This is a genomic window from Roseovarius tibetensis, assembly GCF_050896375.1.
GTDB lineage: Bacteria > Pseudomonadota > Alphaproteobacteria > Rhodobacterales > Rhodobacteraceae > Roseovarius > Roseovarius tibetensis.
In genome coordinates this window covers 1-17,507 of record NZ_JBPBBB010000033.1, presented here as the reverse complement: position 1 = coordinate 17,507, position 17,507 = coordinate 1, and the positions used below count along the sequence as shown (strand labels likewise).

Annotated in this window: 11 protein-coding genes; 7 read left to right on the top strand and 4 right to left on the bottom strand. The window is 65.0% G+C overall.

Features of this window, described 5'->3' with window-relative positions; all coding sequences use genetic code 11:
• Window positions 1-134: 134 nt before the first annotated feature.
• Together mfd and ACROSR_RS16045 are read right to left on the bottom strand one after the other, a co-directional pair.
• The gene (gene mfd, locus ACROSR_RS16050; protein ID WP_432686837.1) at window positions 135-3,590 is read right to left on the bottom strand and encodes a transcription-repair coupling factor; all 3,456 of its coding nucleotides are present in this window, start codon (window positions 3,588-3,590) and stop codon (window positions 135-137) included.
• Window positions 3,591-3,628: 38 nt separating this feature from the next.
• Window positions 3,629-4,156: a component of SufBCD complex gene (locus ACROSR_RS16045; RefSeq protein WP_432686835.1), complete on the bottom strand. Its 528-nt coding sequence runs from the start codon at window positions 4,154-4,156 to the stop codon at window positions 3,629-3,631.
• A 123-nt stretch (window positions 4,157-4,279) separates the two neighbouring features.
• Between ACROSR_RS16045 and hemB the strand changes: the two genes are divergently transcribed.
• From hemB to ACROSR_RS16015, 6 genes are all read left to right on the top strand, one after another.
• Complete coding sequence (gene hemB, locus ACROSR_RS16040) at window positions 4,280-5,275, top strand: porphobilinogen synthase (protein ID WP_432686859.1); 996 nt, start codon at window positions 4,280-4,282, stop codon at window positions 5,273-5,275.
• Window positions 5,276-5,417: 142 nt separating this feature from the next.
• Window positions 5,418-5,978 (top strand): lipid-binding SYLF domain-containing protein, encoded by a 561-nt coding sequence (locus tag ACROSR_RS16035; RefSeq protein ID WP_432686833.1) that lies wholly within the window; start codon window positions 5,418-5,420, stop codon window positions 5,976-5,978.
• Between the two features lie 202 nt (window positions 5,979-6,180).
• Complete coding sequence (gene rlmJ, locus ACROSR_RS16030; RefSeq protein WP_432686832.1) at window positions 6,181-6,975, top strand: 23S rRNA (adenine(2030)-N(6))-methyltransferase RlmJ; 795 nt, start codon at window positions 6,181-6,183, stop codon at window positions 6,973-6,975.
• A gap of 137 nt (window positions 6,976-7,112) precedes the next feature.
• Complete coding sequence (ctaD, locus tag ACROSR_RS16025; RefSeq protein ID WP_432686830.1) at window positions 7,113-8,786, top strand: cytochrome c oxidase subunit I; 1,674 nt, start codon at window positions 7,113-7,115, stop codon at window positions 8,784-8,786.
• A 505-nt stretch (window positions 8,787-9,291) separates the two neighbouring features.
• On the top strand, window positions 9,292-11,013 hold the full coding sequence (locus ACROSR_RS16020) for a cation:proton antiporter (RefSeq protein ID WP_432686828.1): 1,722 nt from the start codon (window positions 9,292-9,294) through the stop codon (window positions 11,011-11,013).
• Between the two features lie 45 nt (window positions 11,014-11,058).
• Window positions 11,059-13,773 carry a cation-transporting P-type ATPase gene (locus tag ACROSR_RS16015; RefSeq protein WP_432686826.1) on the top strand — a complete coding sequence of 905 codons (2,715 nt, stop codon included), beginning with the start codon at window positions 11,059-11,061 and terminating at the stop codon, window positions 13,771-13,773.
• A gap of 215 nt (window positions 13,774-13,988) precedes the next feature.
• Here the strand turns inward: ACROSR_RS16015 and ACROSR_RS16010 are convergent, their stop codons facing one another.
• Window positions 13,989-14,414, bottom strand: a complete 426-nt coding sequence (locus tag ACROSR_RS16010; protein ID WP_432686824.1) for a DUF1489 family protein — start codon at window positions 14,412-14,414, stop codon at window positions 13,989-13,991.
• A gap of 125 nt (window positions 14,415-14,539) precedes the next feature.
• Between ACROSR_RS16010 and ACROSR_RS16005 the strand changes: the two genes are divergently transcribed.
• Entirely contained in the window at window positions 14,540-16,816 is a 2,277-nt protein-coding gene (locus ACROSR_RS16005) for an adenosylcobalamin-dependent ribonucleoside-diphosphate reductase (protein WP_432686822.1), read from the top strand.
• Window positions 16,817-16,953: 137 nt separating this feature from the next.
• Here the strand turns inward: ACROSR_RS16005 and ACROSR_RS16000 are convergent, their stop codons facing one another.
• Window positions 16,954-17,418, bottom strand: coding sequence for a hypothetical protein (locus tag ACROSR_RS16000; protein ID WP_432686820.1), 465 nt, complete (start codon window positions 17,416-17,418; stop codon window positions 16,954-16,956).
• Window positions 17,419-17,507 lie beyond the last annotated feature (89 nt).

Here is a 17,507-nt window from a genome sequence, read left to right as displayed (position 1 = left end):
GGCCGGCGATGTCGTCACACCTGACCGCCCTTCACCGCGACGCAGGATGTGTGCGGGCACGGCCCCATCGCGACGAGAGGTCTGGCCTCTCGCGCTGAGGTTCTTCTTGGCAAAAATACCCCGTAACCGACGGGTCAGCCCGTGCTTTCCTTGGCCTTCTTCTTGCCGACGACCTTTTCCGCAAGGTCGCGCGCGATCGCGAAAGCCCCCTTGATGCGATCGGCCTCTGCCGTCCAGTCGCGCCGCACCACAAGCTTGTTGTCGCGCAGTTTCGCCAGCCCGCGTTGCGCCTCGATATAGGCCACAAGCCCCTCGGGCGAGTCGAACTTGTCGTTGTGGAACTGGATCGTCGCACCCTTCGGGCCACCGTCCAGCTTGGCAATACCGGCGCGCTTGCACATCGCCTTGATGCGAATCACAAGCATCAACATGTTGACCTCTCGCGGCAGCTTGCCGAAGCGGTCGATCAGCTCGGCGGCGAAACCTTCCATCTCGACCTTGGTTTCCAGCCCGCTCAGCCGGCGGTAAAGCCCCAGCCGCACGTCGAGGTCGGGCACGTAATCCTCAGGGATCAGCACCGGCACGCCAAGATTGATCTGCGGGGCCCATTGCTCGTCGGTCTCTGCAACCCCCTCCATCTGGCCCGAGCGGATCTTGGCGATCGCCTCTTCCAGCATCGACTGGTACAACTCGAACCCGACATCGCGCATCTGGCCCGACTGTTCCTCGCCCAGAAGGTTGCCGGCGCCGCGGATGTCCAGATCCTGCGACGCCAGCGTGAACCCGGCCCCAAGGGTGTCGAGACTGCCCAGCACCCGCAGGCGCTTTTCCGCGCCGGGCGTCAGCGGCACGCGCGGTTTCGTGGTCAGATAGGCATAGGCGCGAGTCTTGGCGCGGCCCACGCGGCCACGGATCTGGTAAAGCTGGCTTAGCCCGAACATATCGGCGCGATGGATGATCATCGTGTTGGCGGTCGGGATGTCGAGACCGGATTCCACGATGGTGGTGGCCAGCAGCACATCGTACTTGCCGTCGTAAAAGGCGTTCATCCGGTCGTCGAGATCGGTCGCCGCCAGTTGCCCGTGGGCCACGACATAGGACACTTCGGGCACCTGGTTTGCAAGGAAATCCTCGATCTCGGGCAGATCCTTGATGCGCGGCACCACGAAGAACGACTGCCCGCCCCGGTAATGCTCGCGCAGCAGGGCTTCGCGCACGGTGACGGTGTCGAATTCGCTGATATAGGTGCGGATCGACAGCCGGTCGACGGGCGGCGTGCCGATGATCGACAGGTCCCGCACCCCCGACAGCGACAGTTGCAGCGTGCGCGGGATCGGCGTCGCGGTCAGCGTCAGCACGTGAATATCCGACCGCATCTGCTTGAGCCGCTCCTTGTGGGTCACGCCAAAGCGCTGCTCTTCGTCGATGATCAGCAGGCCAAGCTGTTTGAACCGCACGCTCTTGGCCAGAAGCGCATGCGTGCCCACAACGATATCGGCCGTGCCGCGCGCCATCGCGTCGCGGGTTTTCGCGGCCTCGCCCGACGACACGAACCGCGACAGCGCCCGCACGGTGATGGGAAACCCCCGGAACCGGTCCGAGAATTCCTGGTAATGCTGTCGTGCAAGCAATGTGGTGGGCGTGATCACCGCCACCTGATAGCCGCACATCGCGGCGGCAAAGGCCGCGCGCATCGCCACTTCGGTCTTGCCGAACCCGACATCGCCGCAGATCAGCCGGTCCATCGGGCGACCCGCCGCCAGATCGGCGGCCACGTCTTCGATGGCGTGCAACTGATCGTCGGTCTCCTGATAGGGGAATCGCGCCGCGAACGCCTCCCAGGCGTGATGCTCGGGCTCGATGACCGGGGCGCGGCGCAGCTCGCGCTCGGCGGCCACCCGGATCAGGCGATCCGCCATCTCGCGGATACGCTCCTTCAGGCGGGCCTTCTTGGCCTGCCACGCCCCGCCGCCAAGCTTGTCGAGCAGCCCGTCCTCGTGGCCGTATCTCGACAGCAGCTCGATATTCTCGACCGGCAGGAACAGCTTGGAGCTTTCGGCGTATTCCAGCACGAGGCATTCATGCGCCGCCCCCGCCGCCGTCACCACCTCCAGCCCGAGGTACCGCCCGATGCCGTGATCGACATGCACCACCAGGTCGCCCTGGGTCAGCGCCTGCGCCTCGGTCAGGAAGTTCTCGGCCCGCCGCTTGCGCTTGGCCCCGCGGATAAGGCGCTCGCCCAGCACGTCCTGCTCGGAAATCACGGTGAGGTCGGGACCCTCGAACCCCTGCTCCAGCGGCCAGACCGCCAGGTGCAACCCGCGCTTGCCGAGCGCCTTGGCGCTGCGGATCGTGACCGCGCCCAGAAGGCCCTCATCCTCCAGCAGGCCCTCGATCCGCTCGCGCGCGCCCTCGCTGTAGGAGGCTATGACGACCGGGCCATCGGCCATGCGCGCCTCGGCATGATCCTTCAGGACGCTGAAAAGGTTTACATTTTCCTGTTGCCGCTCGGGGGCGAAGCTGCGTCCGATGCGCCCCCCGGCATCGATGACGCCCGGCCCGGTGGCCTGCGGCAGCACGGTGAATTGCAGCACGCGCCGCGTCTCGATGGCCGCCTGCCATGCCGCGTCATCAAGATACAGCAACCCCGGCGGCACCGGCTTGTAGACCGTGTCACCCCGGTTTTTCTGGGTCAGGGCGTGTTGGCGCGCCTCGTACTGGTCGACGATGCTGTCCCATCGCGCCGCGCGGGCCGCCCCCACCCGGTCATCCAGCGTGATCGCGGCATCGGGCAGATAATCGAACAGCAGATCCAGCCGCTCGTGAAAGAACGGCAGCCAATGCTCGACCCCGGCATGTTTGCGCCCGGCGCTGACCGCCTCGTAAAGCGGATCATCGGTTCCCGCCGCGCCAAACTCGATCCGGTAATTCTGTCGAAAGCGCCGGATCGCCTCGTCGTCGAGAATGACTTCCGAGACCGGCGCAAGCTCGATCCGGTCCAGCGTTTCGGTGGTGCGCTGCGTGGCCGGATCGAACCGCCGGATGCCGTCCAGAACGTCGCCGAAAAGATCCAGCCGCGCCGGCCCGGCGACGCCCGGCGGATAGATATCGATGATCCCGCCGCGCAGCGCGTAATCGCCCGGTTCGGTGACCGTGGGCGCCTGCGAAAACCCCGTCCGCACCAGAAAATCGCGCAACGCCTTCTCGTCGATCCGCTCGCCCACGCTGGCGGCGAAGGCGGCCTGCTGCAGGATCTCGCGCGCCGGCACACGCTGCGTGGCCGCGTTGAGCGTGGTCAGCAGTACGAACCGCTGCGGCGCGCCATGCATCAGCGTGGCCAGCGTCGCCATGCGGGTGGCCGAGATGTCGGCATTGGGCGAAACGCGATCGTATGGCAGGCAATCCCAGCCGGGAAACCGGATCACCGGCATGTCGGGCGCGAAGAACTCCAGCGCGGCGGCCATCGCCGCCATGCGCTTGTCGTCGCGCGCGACATGGATCACGGGCCCGCCGCGGGCCTCGATCTCTTTCCGGACCAGACGCGCATCGTAGCCCTCGGGCGCGCCGCTTGCAGTGATGTGGTCGCTCATCGTCTCACCCGTTCCGCCGCGCGCCACGCGGTCCGGCCTCAGCCCAGGACATTGACGCTCATATTCCGATACATGCCCCATAGCGCGGTGACGAAGATCGACGCCATGCCGATCAGTTGGATGTACAACCTGAGACGCTGCACCGTCTTGACAAGCGCCATGCCCCCGAGATCGCGTTCGCGGATGACACTGGCGGTGCGCAGCGACAGCCCCGTCACCACCATGAGCGGAAAGGCCAGCAGGACCAAAGCCTGCGCGAATTCATTGTCATAGCCCACGGCCAGCACCCCCAGCGAGGTCAGCACGAAGGCCGCGAGGCCCGTCAGAACCAGACCCGAATCCTGCGCGATGTGAAGCATGCGGGTGACGTTGATGCGCACCATCTCAGAGAAATCGGTCATCGCCGCGTCGCCCTGGCCCTTGCGGGCGCGCATCACCATGTCCCATGGCACACCCAGCACCCGGTGACTGGCCGAAGACCACAGAACCGCCAGCGCGATCCAGTACCAGAGGTTGCTGAAAGAGCGCATGTTGATGAGTTCGAACACCGTGTCATACCAGGTCAAGGTCGGGCCCTTTCGTCGATCCCGCCGCAGGTCTTAGCGCCCGCGCGCGGCAATTCCCACCCTTGAGATGCGCGAATTTCCATGTCACTCAAGGATGTGCCGAAATTTCCCGAAAGCTTGACCATGCGCCCGACCCAAGCCCCGTTTCCCGCCACCCGTCTGCGCCGGACCCGGCAATCCCCCGCGATCCGCGACCTTGTGGCGGAAAACACGCTGACCTCCGCCGATCTGATCTGGCCGGTCTTCGTGCGTGACGGCGAGGGCATCGAAGAGCCCGTGCCGTCGATGCCCGGCGTCCTGCGCCGCTCGGTCGACCGCGTGGTCGAGGCCGCGCGCGAGGCCGCCGATCTCGGAATCCCGGCGATCTGCCTGTTTCCCTACACCTCGCCCGCGCAGCGCACCGCCGATTGCGCCGAAGCGTGGAATCCCGACAACCTTTCGAACCGTGCCACCCGCGCGATCAAGGCCGCGGTGCCGGACATTGCCGTGATGACCGACGTGGCGCTCGACCCCTATTCGGATACCGGGCATGACGGTTTCGTGATGGACGGCGAGATCGTCAACGATGCCACGGTCGAGGCGCTGGTGAAACAGGCGATGGCCCAGGCCGAGGCGGGCGTCGACATCATCGGCCCGTCGGACATGATGGATGGCCGCATCGGCGCGATCCGCAGCGCACTCGAGGCCGGCGGCCACCACAACGTGATGATCATGTCCTACGCGGCGAAATACGCCTCGGCCTTCTATGGGCCCTTTCGCGACGCGGTGGGGGCATCCGACGCGCTGAAAGGCGACAAGAAGACCTACCAGATGAACCCCGCCAATACCGACGAGGCGCTGCGCCTGATCGAGCGTGACCTCGGCGAAGGCGCCGACATGGTGATGGTCAAGCCCGGCATGCCCTATCTCGACATCTGCCGGCGGGTAAAAGACACCTTCGGCGCGCCGACCTTCGCCTACCAGGTGTCGGGCGAATACGCGATGATCATGGCCGCCGCGCAGAACGGATGGATAGACGAGGAACGCGCGATGCTGGAAAGCCTCATGTGCTTCAAGCGGGCGGGCTGCGACGGCATCCTGAGCTATTTCGCCCCCGCCGTCGCGCGCCACCTGTCCTGAGCCTGCCACCGGGCCCTGACGCCGGGCGGATCCGTGCTTGTGGCGGCAAACGCTAGTGACAGCGGCGCGCGACAGGCGTAGGATCGCGCCACAGGCACGGCATCAGACCGGCATTTCCAGAGGCAAAGAAACGGGCAATGACATGAGCAATCTCTCACGACGCGGATTCACACTCGGACTGTTGGCAGGGACCCCGCTTCTGGCTGCGTGTGGCAATGGCGTGGGCAGTTCCGGCGCCGCGCAACTTGACGCACGGGTCGCGGCGACGCGCAATTTCATGTACCAGAACTATCCCGCCACACGCGACCTCGCCGCGAAAGCCAACGGCATGTTGATCATGCCGGTGGTCACGCAGGGCGGCTTCTTCGTCGGCGGCGGTTACGGGCGCGGCGCGCTGCAGATCGACGAGATCACCGTCGATTACTACTCGGCCACCAAGGGCAGTGTCGGCCTGCAGTTCGGGGCGCAGCAATACGCGCATGTGCTGTTTTTCATGACGGACGAGGCGCTCGAGCGGTTTCGGCGCGGCTCCGGCTGGGTCGCCGGGGCGGATATCCAGTACGCCTTCAACGACGAGGGCGGCAACCTGCGCGCGGACACGACCACCACGACGGCGCCGGTCATCGCGGTGATCTTCGGTCAGGCCGGCCTGCTGGTCGGGGCCTCGATCGAGGGGATGAAATACACCCGCATCATCCCCTGACGAGCCTTTGCCGGCTGGCCAGGCGTCTATAAAGGCGCATGCGCCGCGGCCCGGTCGCCCGGTGCTGAATGGGCACCCCAAGGGGCCGCACACGGACGACAGCGGGACCGACGCGATCGCGCCAAAGGGTGCCGCTGATCTTCGGCATCCCCGCCGAATGCGACCGCTGGCGCCCCCCGGCATTGCCTGCTAACAGCCCGACATGCTCAGTTATCAGCATCATTACCATGCCGGGAGCGCGGCGGATGTGCACAAGCACGCGGTGCTGGCGTGGATCCTGTGGTATCTGACGCGCAAGAACAAGCCGCTCAGCTATATCGAGACGCATGCGGGCCGCGGGCTGTACGATCTGGGGGATGCAGCGGCGGTCAGGACCGGCGAGGCGTCGCAGGGCGTATGGCGGCTGGCGCAGCGTTTCGCCGACGATCATCCCTACCGCCTGTGTCTTGATGCGGTGCGGGCGCGGCACGGGGACGCCGCCTATCCCGGTTCGCCGCTGGTCGCCGCGAACGGCCTGAGGGCGGGCGATACGCTGCATCTGGCCGAACTTCATCCCGGTGAACACGCGCGCCTGCATGCAGCGATGGCGCCTTACGGCGCGCAGGTCCGCAAGCAGGACGGCCTCGAAATGGCCCACAGCCTGTGCCCGCCGACGCCGCGCCGGGGGCTGATGCTGGTCGATCCCAGCTACGAGGTAAAGACCGAATACGAGGCCATGCCCCGGCATCTGGCGCGGATCGCGCGGGCGTGGAACGTCGGCATCCTGATGCTGTGGTATCCGATCCTGACCGTGGGCCGCCATGACGGGATGCTGACCGCGCTGCGCGCGACCTTTCCGCAGGCCTTGCACCACGAGGTGCGTTTCGCGTCGTCCCGCGACGGGCGCGGGATGATCGGATCGGGTCTTTTCGTGGTGAATCCCCCCTACGGCCTGACGGACGAGACCGCCCGGATCACCAAGATTTTCGACGCAAAACCCGGAGCGTGCGGCGCATAGGTGCGACAAATTGTTTGTCCTGCATCAACTTCGCGCATTGCCGCGATCCGGCATACATTCTAAAACAAGCATAGTCATCGGACGTGCGGGCGGAATCCATTTCCGGCGTCCGACGCAATTTCAGCAGGAGGCAGCCAATGGCAGACGCAGCCATTCACGGCCACGAGCACGAAGATCAGCGCGGGTTCTTCACCCGTTGGTTCATGTCCACGAACCACAAGGATATCGGTATCCTGTACCTGATCACCTCGGCGCTCGCGGGCTTTATCGCGGTGTTGTTCACCGTGTACATGCGCATGGAGCTCATGGAGCCCGGTGTGCAATACATGTGCCAGGAAGGCGCGCGGTTCTTCGCCGCCGAGACCGCCAACTGCACACCGAACGGGCATCTTTGGAACGTCCTGATCACCTATCACGGCGTGTTGATGATGTTCTTCGTCGTCATCCCGGCGCTGTTCGGCGGGTTTGGCAACTACTTCATGCCGTTGCAGATCGGCGCGCCGGACATGGCGTTTCCGCGTCTGAACAATCTCAGCTACTGGCTGTTCGTCGCCGGCACGTCGCTTGGCATCGCGTCAATGCTGGCACCCGGTGGCAACGGTCAGGCCGGCGCCGGGGTCGGCTGGGTCATGTATCCGCCGCTCTCGACAAACTCGCCGGGCATGGCCATGGACCTCGCGATTTTCGCCGTGCACGTATCGGGGGCGTCGTCGATCCTGGGGGCGATCAACGTCATCACGACCTTCCTCAACATGCGGGCGCCGGGCATGACGTTGTTCAAGGTGCCGCTGTTCGCATGGTCGATCTTTGTCACCGCGTGGCTGATCCTTCTGGCCCTTCCGGTTCTGGCGGGCGCGATCACCATGCTGCTGACCGACCGCAACTTCGGGACCACGTTCTTCGATCCTGCGGGCGGTGGTGACCCCGTCCTGTACCAGCACATCCTGTGGTTCTTCGGACATCCCGAGGTCTACATCGTGATACTGCCGGGCTTTGGCATCATCAGCCACGTGGTCGCGACGTTCAGCCGGAAGCCGATCTTTGGCTACCTGCCAATGGTCTGGGCGCTGATCGCCATCGGCGTTCTCGGTTTCGTCGTCTGGGCGCACCACATGTACACCGTCGGCATGAGCCTGACACAGCAAAGCTACTTCATGCTGGCCACGATGGTGATCGCCGTGCCCACAGGCGTGAAGGTGTTTTCATGGATTGCCACGATGTGGGGCGGGTCGGTCGAGTTCAAGACCCCGATGCTGTGGGCGTTCGGCTTCATCTTCCTGTTCACCGTGGGCGGCGTCACCGGCGTCGTGCTGAGCCAGGCCGCCGTGGATCGTGCCTATCATGACACGTACTATGTCGTGGCGCACTTCCACTATGTCATGAGCCTTGGGGCGGTGTTCGCGATCTTTGCCGGGATCTACTTCTATTTCGGCAAGATGACCGGGCGTCATATTCCCGAGTGGGCCGGCAAGCTGCACTTCTGGGCGATGTTCATCGGCGCGAACCTGACCTTCTTCCCGCAGCACTTCCTCGGGCGTCAGGGCATGCCGCGCCGCTATATCGACTACCCGGAGGCGTTCGCACTGTGGAACTGGTGGTCGTCGATCGGCGCCTTCATCTCCTTCGCGTCCTTCGTGTTCTTCTTCGGTGTCGTGATCTACGCGCTGTTCCGCGGCGCCAAGGTGACCGAGAACAACTACTGGAACGAATACGCAGACACGTTGGAATGGACCCTGCCCTCGCCGCCGCCCGAGCACACGTTCGAGCAGCTTCCCAAGCGTGAGGACTGGGACAAGTCGCCAGCGCACTGATCCGCGATCATCCCGAAATCCGACAGGGCCCCGACACGCGTCGGGGCCCTGTTGCGTTGCAGGTCGCGCATGATGCGACCGACGGGGCGCGCCCGGTCTGGCCCCGATGGTCTGCGAAACCGCATCGCGTGTCATATCAAGCTGCGGATTTCCAAAAATGTCGCGTAACCGGGTCCCGCGGCCCGGCATACGGGAAACATGCCATTATCACGTCCGAAATATTCGCACCCGCAGCATAGACGGGGCGCACGAGGCCGATACGGCTTGCACTTTGCTGCATATGCATTCAGCCTACAGGAGGCTTTTGACCGGTCATGATAGGCTAGGACGGAACGTCAGGCACGCGCGGTCGTCATACGGACGATACCGGGATGGCGCAGACAGGCGGATGGACGGCCCCCGTCGTGCCCGCTTGGCCCAAGGCGGTCCGGCCGCCCGAAAATGACGCGCCGACGCGCCCGGACAGGCCTGAACCGAAGCTCAAGTATGACAAGAGCGGAGCATCATGGAGATCATCGCCCAATCGGCTTTTGCGGAAATCGCGGCGCTTCTGGTGCTGGCATTCGTGACCGGGTTCGTCGGGATCATCCTGCGGCAACCGCTGATCGTCAGCTTCATCGCGGTCGGGCTGATCGCCGGACCCTCTGTGTTGGACCTCGTGCGCTCGGATGCGCAGATCAGCCTGCTGTCCGAACTCGGGATCGCGGTCTTGCTGTTTCTTGTCGGGATCAAACTCGACGTGAAGCTCATCCGTTCGCTCGGGGCGGTATCCATGCTGACCGGTCTGGGACAGGTCGCGTTCACGTCGATCTTCGGCTATCTGATCGGGCTGGCGCTCGGGCTGGACGCGGTCACCAGCCTTTACGTCGCGGTGGCGCTGACGTTTTCCTCGACCATCATCATCGTCAAGCTTTTGTCGGACAAGCGCGAGATCGACAGCCTGCACGGCCAGATCGCCCTGGGGTTCCTGATCGTTCAGGACATCGTCGTGGTTCTGGCCATGATCGTGCTGTCCGCCACGGGGATCGGGACCGCGAGTGACGGGCATGGCGGCGGATCGGTGTTGGCCGTTCTTGGATCCGGTGTCGTGATGGTGGCGGTCGTGGTCGCCTTCGTGCGCTATATCGCCGATCCGCTGACCGAGCGGCTGGCGCGCGCGCCAGAGCTTCTATTGATCTTCGCCATCGCGCAGGCCGCCATCTTTGCCGCCATCGGTGATTTCATGGGCCTTGGCAAAGAAGTGGGCGGTCTGCTGGCCGGGATTTCGCTGGCCTCGACGCCCTACCGCGAAACCATCGCGGCGCGTCTGGCGCCCCTGCGCGATTTCCTGCTGCTGTTCTTCTTCATCGCGCTCGGCTCGTCGCTGGATCTGTCGCTTCTGGGCACACATGTGACGGGGGCCGTCGTGTTCTCGGTCTTCGTTCTGATCGGCAACCCGCTGATCGTGCTGGCGATCATGGGGGCCTTGGGCTATCGCAAGCGCACCGGGTTTCTCGCCGGTCTGACCGTGGCGCAGATCAGCGAGTTCTCCCTGATCTTCGTGGCCATGGGCGTGTCAATGGGCCAGGTGCCGCAGGATGCGCTGGGGCTCGTCACCATGGTGGGTCTGGTGACCATCGCCGCCTCGACCTACATGATCACGTATTCACATCAGTTATACACGCTGTTCGAGCCGATCCTCGGCGTGTTCGAACGTCGGGGCACACCGCGCGAACCCTCCGAAAGCACGGACAGCAGGCAAACGTCTTACGACGTGATCGTTTTTGGTCTGGGTCGGTACGGCACCGCCATCGGCATACGCCTGCAAAAACATGGTGTGCGGGTGCTGGGCATCGATTTCAATCCGCAGGCGGTGCGCCGCTGGCGCAAGCTGGGCCTCGACACCGAGTTCGGCGATGCGACCGACCCGGAATTCGTCGCCGAGCTGCCGCTTGCGCAGGCGACATGGATCGTCTCGTCCGTCCCGATCCACCCCACCGGCCTCAGCCACGAGGACACGCGCAGGACGCTGATCCAGCTTAGCCGCACGGCCGGGTTCCGCGGACGTGTCGCCGTCGCCTCGCATCACCAAAGCGACACGGAAACACTGTTGGCGGCGGGCGCCGATCTTGTTCTAGAACCGTTCCAGGACGCGGCCGACCGCGCCGCAGAGCTGCTATGTGGCGCGCCCGAGGCGGAGCGCACCGAGATCCCCTATATCGAGACCGAAGGAAAAGAGGCGTCCTGATCGTGTCGGAGCATGCACATCGGGCCCCACCACGAGGATGAGACAGTGACACACGGCGTAGACAAGACTTTGGACCATGCCCATGCGTACCCGGCGCGGGACACGCTCGACAGGCTCGGGGTTGATGCCGGCGGGCTGAGCACCGGCGAGGCCGCGCGGCGTCTGGCCGATCACGGACCGAACCGCCTGCCAGAGCCAAAGCAACGCAACGCGGTGCTGCGGTTCCTGTCGCATTTTCACAACGTGCTGATCTACGTGCTCATCGCGGCGGCTGGGGTCACGGCCGCGCTGCAGCACTGGGTGGATACGGGTGTGATCCTCGCCGTGGTGATCGCCAACGCCGTGATCGGCTTTGTTCAGGAAGGCCGCGCCGAACAGGCGATGGCGGCGATCCGGGGCATGCTGGCCCCGCATTCTGCCGTGTTGCGCGACGGCACCCGCATCGGCGTGGACGCGGAGGATCTCGTGCCCGGCGATATCGTGCTGTTCGAGGCCGGCGACCGCGTTCCGGCCGACTTGCGACTGCTGGAGGCGCGCGGCGTCAAGGCGCAGGAGGCGGTGCTGACCGGCGAGTCCGTGCCCGTCGACAAGAGCACGGAACCGGTGGATGCCGATGCCCCACTTGGGGATCGCCTGCCGATGCTGTTTTCCGGCACGCTCATCGCCGCGGGCGCGGGGCGCGGCGTGGTCACGGCGACCGGCCCGGATACGCAGATCGGCCAGATCAGCGGCATGCTGGGCGAGGTGGACACCATGACCACCCCGCTGGTGGTGCAGATGGACCGTTTCGCGCGCTGGTTGACCGTGTTCATCCTGATCGTCGCGGGCATCCTTCTGGCCTATGGCTATTTCATCGGCAAGATGGGGTTTGCCGAGTTGTTCATGGCCGTTGTCGGCCTGTCGGTGGCTGCGATCCCCGAGGGTTTGCCGGCGGTGCTGACGATCACGCTGGCCGTGGGCGTGCAGGCCATGGCCCGGCGCAACGCCATCATCCGCCGCCTGCCCGCGATCGAGACGCTGGGGGCAGTCTCGGTGATCTGTACCGACAAGACCGGCACCCTGACGCGCAACGAGATGATGGTTGCCAGCGTCGCGGGTGCCGGTCAGGTCTGGTCGGTCACCGGCGAGGGCTATGCACCAGAGGGCGCGATCCGCCGCGACGGGGACGAGATCGCACCACAGGACGACCCCCGGCTGCCCGAACTTGCCCGCATCGCGGGGCTGTGCAACGATGCGGTTCTGCGACAGGACAATCAGGGCTGGCGGATCGAGGGGGATCCGATGGAGGGCGCGCTGGTCGCGTTTGCCGGCAAGGTGACGGCCTCGGGCGCGGAGCCTTTCAAGGGCTGGCAACGCCGCGACGCCATCCCGTTCGACGCCGCACATCGCTACATGGCGACGCTCGACCACGGTCCCGACGGTCAGGGCGTCATCCATGTCAAGGGCGCGCCCGAGGCAATCCTGTCGCTGTGTGCCGATCAGCGCGACGCGGATGGCGGCACGGCCCCCGTTGACGCGGCCCATTACAAGGACATGGTTGAAGATATGGCCGCCGAGGGACAGCGCGTGATCGCGGTCGCCCTGTGCGATGCCCCGACCGAATTGGCGGGCCTCACCCCGGACGATCTGGAGGGCAAGTTGACACTGATCGGCGTCATCGGCCTGATCGACCCGCCACGGGCCGAGGCGATCGACGCGGTGGCCGACTGTCACGCTGCCGGGATCCGCGTGAAGATGATCACCGGCGATCATGCCGCCACCGCGCGCGCGATCGGCGCGAAGATCGGGCTGCGCAACACGAACACCGTGCTGACCGGGGCCGATGTCGAGGCGATGGACGACGCCGACCTCGCCGAAGCCGCCGTCGGCACGGATATCTTCGCGCGCACCTCGCCAGCCAACAAGCTGCGCCTGGTGACGGCGCTGCAATCGCGCGGGCTGACGGTGGCAATGACCGGCGACGGGGTGAACGACGCACCCGCGCTCAAACGCGCCGATGCCGGGATCGCCATGGGTCAGAAAGGCAGCGAGGCGGCCAAGGAAGCCGCGGATTTCGTGCTTGCCGATGACAATTTCGCCTCGATCGCGGCGGCGGTGCGCGAAGGGCGCACGGTCTATGACAACATCAAGAAGGTGATCAGCTGGACGTTGCCGACCAATGCCGGCGAGGCCCTGACGATCATCCTTGCGCTCTTCGCGGGCATGGCGCTGCCGATCACGGCCGTGCAGATCCTGTGGATCAACCTTGTCACCGCGATCACGCTCGGGCTTGCCTTGGCATTCGAGCCGTCCGAGCCGGGCACCATGCGCCGCCCGCCCCGCCCCCGCGACGCGCCACTGCTGAGCGGCGCGCTGTTGTGGCAGATTGTGCTGGTCTCGGCGCTGTTCGTGGCGGCGGTGTTCGGCATCTATTCCTACGCTCTGGACGCGGGCCACTCGCTTGCCCTGGCGCAGACCATGGCCATGAACATGCTGGTGGTGCTGGAAATCCTGTACCTCTTCTACAGCCGCAATCTGCACGGCCCGTCGCTCACATGGGCGGCGGTCAAGGGGACGCGGGTCGTCTGGATCTGTGTCCTGAGCGTCATGGGGGCACAGCTTGGCGTCACCTACCTGCCCCCGCTTCAGATCGTCTTCGGCACCGAGCCCGTGCCGCTTGGGGCCGGGCTGCTGATCCTCGGGATCGGCGTGGTCTTTTTCGCGTTGATCGAAACCGAGAAACAAATGCGGCTGGCCTTCAGGAACGACCAAGGGGGGTGATGCAGTCCGGTCCCCGGTGATCCGACCGCACGGGGCTCTTGGCCCCGCAGCGGGTATCGGCAGGCGTGGCGTCATCATCTGTTCACAGGCGCGCGACCTGAGTGGAGCTCACAGAGCCTTATTGCTACCTGCCACGAAGGCCCGAATGATGCATCGGCTTTGACACATCGACCGCCCTCTCACGGCCGGGATCGTCGGACCTACGGCGTGGCCCCTTACAACACGCCGATATCCGCAAGCGCCGCCGAAAGTTCGGGCGGCAGGGTATCGTCGCCCGCACGTGTCGGACCCAGATCGGACGGGGCGTCCTTGGCGGGAAGGTAGCGCCAGCCCTGAAAAGGACGGCGCGTGACTGTTGTCGTCCGCACCAGCGTCGGATCGAGAACGATCGCGCAGCGCCGGATGCCGTCGCCGCCCGTCACCTCGTCCAGCCGCAGGATGCGTTGCCGGCATTGCACAAGCTTCTGGATGACCCAGTACACCGACCCACCGTCGAGCAGTTCGTCGGCACGCCGCGGCCACATTCGGGTGACATGGCAGGGATACCCGTCCGGCGCCTTCGCCCGCGGATCGGACTGCCACGCCATCAGGTCTTCCACGGATTTGCTGCCGACGCTCAGTTTGATGAGGTTCAGTGCCACGTGCGACTCCTTCGTATCACGCCAGATATCGTAGCATTCTGGGCGAGCGGGGCAAGAGATGGTGGATATCGCGTCATCCCGGCGCTATGATGCATTCCTGTCCAGCAGACAAGGATTCGCCGCCCATGACCCGCTTTGCAGTCCCGATCGCCGAACAGATTTGGAACATGAAGTACCGCTTCACCGACGGCGACGGCGGCGATGCCAGCGTCGACGATACGTGGCGTCGCATCGCCCGCGCGCTCGCGCAGCCCGAGCAGGACCCGCAGCGATCCGAGGATGCGTTCTTCGAAGCCCTGGAGGATTTCAAGTTCCTGCCCGCCGGCCGGATCACCGCCGGCGCGGGCACCGGGCGCAAGGTGACGCTGTTCAACTGCTTTGTGATGGGCACGGTCCCCGACGACATGGGCGGCATCTTCGACCATCTGCGCGAGGCGGCGCTGACCATGCAGCAGGGCGGCGGGATCGGCTACGACTTCTCGACGATCCGGCCCAAGGGCGCCGAGGTCAAGGGCGTCTCGGCCGATGCCAGCGGGCCGCTGTCGTTCATGGATGTCTGGGACGCGATGTGCCGCACGATCATGAGCGCGGGTAGCCGCCGCGGCGCGATGATGGCGGTGATGCGCTGCGATCACCCCGATATCGAGGCCTTCATCGCCGCCAAGTCCGACCCGGCCCGCCTGCGCATGTTCAACCTCAGCGTGCTGGTCACTGATGCCTTCATGGAGGCCGTAAAGGCCGACGGCCCGTGGGAGCTGACCTTCGGCGGCCGTGTCTATCACACCTTGCAGGCCCGCGACCTGTGGAACCGGATCATGCAGGCGACCTACGATTATGCCGAACCTGGCGTGATCTTCATCGACCGGATCAACGCCGCAAACAACCTGGCCTATTGCGAGACGATCGCGGCGACCAACCCCTGCGGAGAACAGCCCCTGCCGCCCTACGGCGCCTGCCTGCTGGGCTCGATCAACCTCGCCCGGCTGGTGCGCGATCCGTTCGCCAAAGGGGCGGCGATCGACACCGATGAGCTGTCCAGACTGGTCACCACGGCCGTGCGCATGATGGACAACGTCGTGGATGTATCGAACTTCCCGCTGGACGCACAAGCCCAAGAGGCGCGCGACAAGCGGCGCATCGGGCTGGGCGTCACAGGCCTCGCCGACGCGCTTCTGATGTGCGGTCTGCGCTACGGCTCGGATGCCGCGGCGGCGCAGACCGAAGACTGGCTGCACGCGATCGCGCGCGCGGCCTACCTCGCCTCGGTCGATCTGGCACGTGAAAAGGGGCCCTTCCCGCTGTTCAACGCCGACGCGTTCCTGGCCTCGGGCACCATGCAGGCGATGGACGAGGACGTGCGCGCGGCGGTGGCCGAGCATGGCATCCGCAACGCGCTGCTCACAAGCGTGGCGCCCACCGGCACGATCAGCCTTTATGCGGGCAACGTGAGCAGCGGCATCGAACCCGTCTTTGCCTACAGCTACACCCGCAAGGTCCTGCAAAAGGACGGCAGCCGCACCGAGGAAGAGGTCGTCGATTACGCGGTACAGATGTGGCGTGACAGGATGGGCGACGCCCCCCTGCCCGAGTATTTCGTCAACGCCCAGACCCTGCCCCCCGAGGATCATGTCAAGATGCAGGCGGCGGCCCAGAAATGGATCGACAGCAGCATCTCCAAGACCATCAACTGCCCTGCCGATATCGGCTTCGAGACGTTCAAGAACGTCTACATGCAGGCCTGGGACCTGGGCTGCAAGGGGTGCACCACCTACCGGCCGAACGACGTGACCGGATCGGTCCTCAGCGTCGGCGAGACCGAGGACAAGGTCCCCGGTGAGGGCACGGCGCCCGCCGCCGAGGGAGAGGGCGGCGATGTGATCTACATGGCCGAGCCGCTCGACCGGCCGACGGAACTCGAGGGCGCGACGTACAAGCTCAAATGGCCCGACAGCAACCACGCGATCTATGTGACCGTCAACGACATCGTGCTGAACGGGCACCGCCGGCCCTTCGAGGTCTTCATCAACTCCAAGAACATGGAGCATTTTGCCTGGACCGTGGCGCTGACACGGATGATCTCGGCGGTGTTCCGGCGCGGCGGCGACGTGTCCTTCGTGGTAGAGGAACTGAAAGCGGTGTTCGACCCGCGCGGCGGCGCGTGGATGAACGGCAAGTACATCCCGTCAATCCTCGCCGCGATCGGCGGCGTGCTGGAACGGCACATGGTCTCGATCGGCTTCCTCGAAGCCGAGGGGCTGGGTTTGAAAACCGACCCCACCGCACAGGTGGTCAACCTCGACGGCCCCAAGGGCCCCGCCTGCCCCGCCTGCGGCAGCTACGACATGCGCATGATCGAAGGCTGCATGACCTGCGGCAGCTGCGGCCACAGCAAATGCGCATGACCTGCGTGATGTATCTGTAGACAGAAAAAGGAAATGAGTGCGCAAACGTAAGCAAAAGCGTGCGCAAGGCCTGTCAAGAGGAAATCACGGCAAGAGAGCTCCGGCACGGCCGGGATTTTAACGGTGTTTCTCGGTCGTCAGATGAGCGTGCGACACACGAGATCGCGCAGATAAAGCGGCCCGTAGTCAATCCCATCAGGTGAGAAGGGGTGCACACCCTTTCGGCGAAGGTCGGCAGACAGGCTCTGCCAGTTGCACCCGAACGCTTTCGCCATCGTGCGTGTGGTGAAGAACTTTTCATGGAAGGCGTCCGCGTTCCCTGTCGTGATGTAGAACTGGTTCGCCTGCGTTTTCGGGTTGAGCATTCGCGTGGCCGGGGTGTGCCCCTGAACGATCAAGCGGCGCAGCCGGGCCGGCTGGTTGATGCCCACCGACTTCGCAAAAGTTTCCACAGTGAGCACTGCAGGGGTCGCGTCGCCCAGGATCGCCGCGACCTGGTCGTGATCGACATACAGCGCCTTGTAACCCTCGAAGTCCGCATGGTTGCCCACCCGGGTTACGCGGCCGTCCAGGATGGCCCTCAGGATTACACCAGGGTTCATCTTCAGCCGTGGTGAATCGCCCCGGATTTACCGGAGACCTATAGCTTCATTTCACGCGACCATATCGAGCACGTCGCGCTGTGCATAGA

Coding starts and splice junctions, on each gene's coding strand:
- mfd (WP_432686837.1), bottom strand. CDS start 3,590: ATGAGCGACCACATCACTGCAAGCGGCGCGCCCGAGGGCTACGATGCG.
- hemB (WP_432686859.1), top strand. CDS start 4,280: ATGCGCCCGACCCAAGCCCCGTTTCCCGCCACCCGTCTGCGCCGGACC.
- ACROSR_RS16035 (WP_432686833.1), top strand. CDS start 5,418: ATGAGCAATCTCTCACGACGCGGATTCACACTCGGACTGTTGGCAGGG.
- ctaD (WP_432686830.1), top strand. CDS start 7,113: ATGGCAGACGCAGCCATTCACGGCCACGAGCACGAAGATCAGCGCGGG.
- ACROSR_RS16005 (WP_432686822.1), top strand. CDS start 14,540: ATGACCCGCTTTGCAGTCCCGATCGCCGAACAGATTTGGAACATGAAG.
- ACROSR_RS16000 (WP_432686820.1), bottom strand. CDS start 17,418: ATGAACCCTGGTGTAATCCTGAGGGCCATCCTGGACGGCCGCGTAACC.
- rlmJ (WP_432686832.1), top strand. CDS start 6,181: ATGCTCAGTTATCAGCATCATTACCATGCCGGGAGCGCGGCGGATGTG.
- ACROSR_RS16020 (WP_432686828.1), top strand. CDS start 9,292: ATGGAGATCATCGCCCAATCGGCTTTTGCGGAAATCGCGGCGCTTCTG.